Below are 5,628 nucleotides of genomic sequence, written 5' to 3'. Positions count from 1 at the left end.
ACGCAAGCCTTGCATCGAGTGGCTGCGGCGTGCGCACAGGCAGGGTAAGGCTGCTGCCAGCGCAATGGATCGACAGCGTCGCCTTCTCCGGCCCGGGGAATACGATTGGCCAGTGCCCTGTGGCGACGGCAAGGCGGATACGCTGACCTTTCTCGAACCGCTGGCCACAGCATCGCAATTTGATACGCACAGTCTCGGCACTGTATGGTTGCATCGGCCGCAGTTCCAGGTCGTCATGTCGATGCGTAAGGTTGAGGATGCCGTAGCTGACACGCGATGCCGCTCCGTCTTCCAGCACCAGCGACAACGTCGCTGAAATCAGTGCAACCGGCTTGTCTGAGATGAGCTTCACCTCGAACTCAGGAAACCCGAGAATCTCCACGGCTTCTTCCAAAGCCTTCGTTTCGAAGACGAGCGCGTTGCCGGCCTCCATGCGTTGATCAATCGGCAAGGTCGGATCCACGCCATAGCCGCACCAGGCCCCTGACGAGAGGCCGGTCGTCGAAGGAGAACAGATCTTAAGCACGTCATCACTGCGGGCGCCCCCGGCAAGGAGCCCCGGGGAAAGTGCCAGCTCCCATTTACCAATGCCGGGTCCCGGCCAGGACGGTTCGGCAACCCAGCGGCCCGGGCGCTCATCGTATATGGCGGCCGGCGGACAGGGGTCTTGCATCCAGGCCCGGAGCATCGGTTCGTCGGCGATCCCGGTATTGACGCCCTTGAGATATTGGTCCCACCAGCGCAGGCATTCTTTGAGAAAACCGATGCGCGGTCCGGGCATGGCGAAATGCGGATATTTGTGGCCCCAAGGACCGATCAGGCCCTTCCGGATGCCGGGCAGGCTTTCGAGCATGCGGAAGACTGGATTCGGATAGCTATCGGCCCAGCCACCGACTAGGTAAACGGGGACCGCGACATCCGAGTAGTCCTCGCAGATCGAACCGTGCTTGTAGAATTCGTCGCGGCGTTGATGCTCGAACCATTCCTGCATCCAAATGCCATTGCCGTTAAGCCGGCTTTCCCAAAGCTCCCGCCAGCGGTCGCCGACGATCAAGGGGTCGGGCGGCGTCATGGCGATCGCCCACGCAGTGGTGCCCCACTCCAGATTGTCGCACATCTGTGCGCCGCCGAGATAATGGATGTCATCGTTATAGCGGTCGTCGGTAGAGCAGAGCGAGATCACCGTTTTGAGCGCCCGTGGCCGGCGGGCAGCTACCTGAAGCCCGTTGAAGCCGCCCCAGCTAATGCCGATCATGCCAACCGCACCGGAGCACCAGGCCTGCTTCGCCAGCCATTCTATTACCGCGAGGCAGTCGTCCTGCTCCTGCTGCAAATATTCACCCTTGCAAACGCCTTCGCTGTCGCCCGTTCCACGCATGTCGACACGCACGCCGGCATAGCCGTGACCGGCGAAATAGGGATGCGTGAGTGCATCGCGTTCCGCCGTTCCGTCGCGTTTGCGATAGGGCAGGTATTCGAGGATGGCAGGGACCGGGTCGGCCTCGGCATCTTCAGGAAGCCAGATGCGGGCAGCGAGCTTCACGCCATCTGGCATGGGGATCCACAAATTCTCGATCTCACGGACCACTCGCGGGAACTCGGTGACCACGCGGATATCTTTCATTGTCGGGTTCCCTTGTTAACTTGTCGAAGTTGTCTCGCGTTGATCGATCCGGCGCAGGCGCCCATTGCGCAGATCTGTTTCAAACGAGCAGTGGCCATGGAACTACCACCCGAGCGCCAAGAACAGTGAGGGCTTCTAAATCCAGCGTCGGTAGCGTCCAAGTAGGACAGTTTAGAGCTTGGCCGCACTGGACGGTTTGGTAGCAGCGCCAGTTTCGACCCGAAACATCGTCGTTGCGCCAATGAGCCACAACATGGTCCGAATATGTCAACTCAACAGGCGGGGCTGAGCATATTCCTTCAATCCCTCAATACCCCCTTCGGTACCGAAGCCGGATTCCTTACAAGGACTGAACGGATAGTCCAGATTGAACTCCAGATGTTTGTTCACCCATACTGTTCCGAAGTCCAATCGCCTAGCGACCCGCGACGCTCGGCCTCTGTCGGCCGACCACACGGAAGCAGTAAGACCATAAGGCGTGGCGTTGGCCCGGCGCACAACATCATCGACGTCGGTAAACGTCAGGACCGGAAGAATCGGGCCGAACTGCTCGTCTTTGACGAGCGAAGCCTCGTCGCTGATATCCGTCACGATGGTAGGATTGACGAAATAGCCGCCAAGAGCTGGCGCTTTGCCGCCTGTGACGATGCGTCCGACTTTCTCCGCCTCATCCAGATATTGAAGAACTTTATCGAACTGGGCTTTATTCTGCAGGGGACCCACAGTGACATTGTCCTCCAAGCCGCTGCCCACAACTGCCGTTCGCGCCAGATCACCAAGGCATTCGCAGAAGCGATCAGCAATGGACTGATGAACGTAAACCCGTTTGATCGCAGTACAGACCTGCCCGCTATTGAGAAAGGCCGCCTTGAAAATAGCTTGCGCCACCCGATTCGGGTCGACGTCGTCGAACACGATTGCCGGATCATTGCCGCCCAATTCCAAAGAGAGACGCTTCAACCCTCGAGCGGCTGACGTCATGACAGCCTTGCCGGATGCGGTGGACCCCGTGAAAGAAATTTTTGCAACACTGGGGTGGCTGACGAGCTCTGGACCCAGTGATCCGTCGTCCGCGATGATCTGAATAAGCCCTGGCGGAACCAGGTCCTTTATGAGATCTCCAAAGCGGAGGGTAGCCAGAGGAGTGGTCGGCGCAGGCTTAATGATGATGGAATTCCCCGTTATGATTGCTGGACCAATCTTGGATATTGCAGCTTCGAGTGGAAAATTCCACGGCACTATTCCTGCGACGATACCGTACGGAACAAAGAATTGCTCCGCGTATGCCTCCGGTTCATTTTTCAGCACGATAGGACGCAACTCCAGACCTGCACAGTGCTCAAGAAATTCGGCGCAAGAGACGGTTTCGCTTCGAGCTTGCTGAAGCGGTTTTCCCTGTTCCGTAGTCAGAAGGCGTGCAAGTTCTTCAACGTTCTTCCGCAGAACGTCGGCCAGTGTAAGCAGGAGATCGCTGCGCACCGTCCACGGTTCAGCCCGCCAACTCGCGAAAGCCCGGTCAGCGGCGTCGATCGCTTGCTGCAGGACATTTACCCCGGGGATGATCGCGGATCCGGCACTCCCTTGCGTCGCCGGGTTTATGATCCTCAATTTCGATCCGTCACGGACAAGAGAACCGTTGACCAGGGAGTAGAAATTTCTTGAATCCGCCATATGGCTGTCGCTCTCATTCCTCGCAAACGCGCTGCTTGCCTCGCTCATCGATATCTTTCCCTGCTTGATGTTGGCGCATTACCTCATCGCGACCGCTGGTGGTCTGTTGGTCCGCCAGCTATCATGTTCTTTGCTGTTGAGGCTTAAACTGTTCACGATACTGGAAGACGCACCAGGACCTGGCCATCTTCCACCTTCGTCTTAAAAACGGTGATTGGACACTCAGCCGGACCTTGAACCACCTCCCCAGAGGTGATCTCAAATTGAGCACCATGCAGAGGGCACTCGATAAGCGTACCCTCCAGCCAGCCGTCGGAAAGGAGAGCGAACGCGTGTGAACAAACGTTATCGGTCGCATGTACTTTGCCGCCGATCAAGTAGATGGCTATTCGGGCATCATCGATCTCAAAGGGCGTAACGGTACCCTCTTCAAGATCCGAAATGGCGCAAAGAATTATCCACTCATAATTCTGAAGCACAGTATCTATGCTCTTTTCCAACGTTGTCACAAGTGCACTCCGATTGCCAAATTAGCCAGTGGCGACACACATATAGGTCGGATCGACTTCCTCCGCCCGGCTCATAATATCCGGCGATATAGGCTTGCCAGCCCTTGCGTCTCGCCGCAGCTGCGTCATGTCACGACCAGGGTTGACCCCTACGGCGCTGACAAAACGTCCTTGATCATCGGTGCCAATCTCCAGCCAGCGTTCGCCCGCAACGTCTCCGACGCGATAAAGGCGGGTCGCGAGTGCTGGAAGCCCGAGTGACTGGATAGTCACCCCGCACTGGTCGGACCAGAACCACGGCAGGTCTTTGTACTGTACATCCAGACCACAAATAGCTTGTGCGGCCACCACGGCCTGATCGCCGGCCACAGTCCAGCTCTCACTCCGTAGCCGCCGGCCGAGCCCGGGCAAAGGATAGTTTGTCACCTCTCCGGCAGCATATATTCCCGGAAGGGACGTTTCGCAGCGTGCGTTAACAACGATCCCGTCGGCGGTATCGATGCCGGCGTCAGCGGCGATTTCCGCGTTAGGCCCAATCCCGATGCCAATGAGAACCATGTCAGCAACGAGCGATCCTCCGTTCCAAGTCAGAACGACCTCGCCCTTTGAATTATTCAACATACGCAGATTTGCGCAATTCAAACGGAACTCACCCCCTTCGCTCGCGTGACGCCTCGCGACCCAGTCTGACAAAGATAGTGAAGCGCTGCGCGACAGCAGTCGCGGCGCCAGTTCGATGACCGTTGTTTGACAGCCCAAGCGACGGGCCATCCCCGACACCTCCAGGCCTATAAAGCCACCGCCTACAACTGCCAGCCGCCGGCCAGGCGCAAGAGCCGCGCGCAATCTGGTAGCATCTGATTCGGTGCGCAGATAATGAACTTGCGCCGGGTCCACATTGGAGTTCTCGAACTGCCGGGCTCGAGATCCCGTCGCGATCAACAGCTTGTCGTAGTGTTCCGGTTTACCGTTATCAGTGTGGACAATGCGTCGAATAGGGTCGATCAGGGTGGCCTTCGTTCTATCTCGCAAAACGACGCGGTCTGCATACAGCTCAGACCCTTTTAAGGTCGGCCGCTTGCCACCCAACAGAAAGTCCTTGGAAAGCGGCGGCCTGTCGTAGGGTGTCCCACTTTCGCTATGAATCATGATCGTGCGCTGCTCAGGACGAAGCCCGGCGAGCGTTGTGGCGGCACGATGCCCCGCTAGTCCTCCTCCGATGATAACGACCGTTTCCATAAACATTCCTCAGGGCTTGGCGACTTTGAACGTTACCAACATGGCAAAAAGAAACAAAAATATGGAGACGCGCTAGTGGCAAAATCCTGCGAATTCGTTCAGCACAGACGGGCCATGCCAATCCCCGAATCGCGCTTCGGCAGAAACTGTGCTCCGCGGAATTGATGGTTTTTGTGCATTTTCCCAATCAAAACGGATTAATATTGTAAGCTCGGCGCCTACGAGCCTGCAGGAGGCCGCACCGCGACGATCTGACCGCAACCCCTTATCGTGTAAAGATGGAACGGCTTCTTGTGCAGACCCAGCAGGTGCCAGGCGCGATCGGAAATGCCAATCCTATGACCGATGGCCCCAAGACATCGGCCATGCGCCGCTACGAATTTGTCGTTGACCTCATCAAGCGCCGCATTCGCACAGGAACTCTGAGGGTCGGTGATCGCCTCCCGTCTGTCCGGCAGTTAAGCGACGACACCGGTTACAGCCCGATGACAGTGCACCATGCATACGAGCTCCTGGAGGCTGAGGGTGTGTGCGAGGCCCGGCCCCGGTCAGGTTTCTATGTCGTCGGTTTGCCGGCACCAGTGA

At 57.6% G+C, this 5,628-nt stretch carries 5 protein-coding genes; 1 reads left to right on the top strand and 4 read right to left on the bottom strand.

Translation table 11 applies throughout. The annotated features are described in order from the left end of the window. The 4 genes from EOA24_RS25555 to EOA24_RS25540 form a co-directional block, all read right to left on the bottom strand. Positions 1-1,624 (bottom strand): CocE/NonD family hydrolase (locus EOA24_RS25555; RefSeq protein WP_127410182.1); only part of this gene is annotated, 1,624 nt, incomplete at its 3' end. Positions 1,625-1,891: 267 nt separating this feature from the next. Continuing rightward, on the bottom strand, positions 1,892-3,343 hold the full coding sequence (locus EOA24_RS25550) for an aldehyde dehydrogenase family protein (protein WP_127410181.1): 1,452 nt from the start codon (positions 3,341-3,343) through the stop codon (positions 1,892-1,894). Positions 3,344-3,447: 104 nt separating this feature from the next. Next, positions 3,448-3,804 carry a non-heme iron oxygenase ferredoxin subunit gene (locus EOA24_RS25545; RefSeq protein WP_245501854.1) on the bottom strand — a complete coding sequence of 119 codons (357 nt, stop codon included), beginning with the start codon at positions 3,802-3,804 and terminating at the stop codon, positions 3,448-3,450. A gap of 21 nt (positions 3,805-3,825) precedes the next feature. Further along, positions 3,826-5,043, bottom strand: coding sequence for an FAD-dependent oxidoreductase (locus EOA24_RS25540; protein WP_189354213.1), 1,218 nt, complete (start codon positions 5,041-5,043; stop codon positions 3,826-3,828). A 278-nt stretch (positions 5,044-5,321) separates the two neighbouring features. Between EOA24_RS25540 and EOA24_RS25535 the strand changes: the two genes are divergently transcribed. Further along, positions 5,322-5,628: winged helix-turn-helix domain-containing protein (locus EOA24_RS25535; RefSeq protein ID WP_245501853.1), on the top strand; the 307-nt coding region annotated here is incomplete at its 3' end.

This window comes from Mesorhizobium sp. M2A.F.Ca.ET.039.01.1.1 (assembly GCF_003998035.1).
GTDB lineage: Bacteria > Pseudomonadota > Alphaproteobacteria > Rhizobiales > Rhizobiaceae > Mesorhizobium.
This window is presented reverse-complemented; position numbering and strand designations above follow the sequence as displayed.

Excerpts from the sequence above, each read along its gene's own strand:
- EOA24_RS25550 (WP_127410181.1), bottom strand. The coding sequence starts at position 3,343 with ATGAGCGAGGCAAGCAGCGCGTTTGCGAGGAATGAGAGCGACAGCCAT.
- EOA24_RS25540 (WP_189354213.1), bottom strand. The coding sequence starts at position 5,043 with ATGGAAACGGTCGTTATCATCGGAGGAGGACTAGCGGGGCATCGTGCC.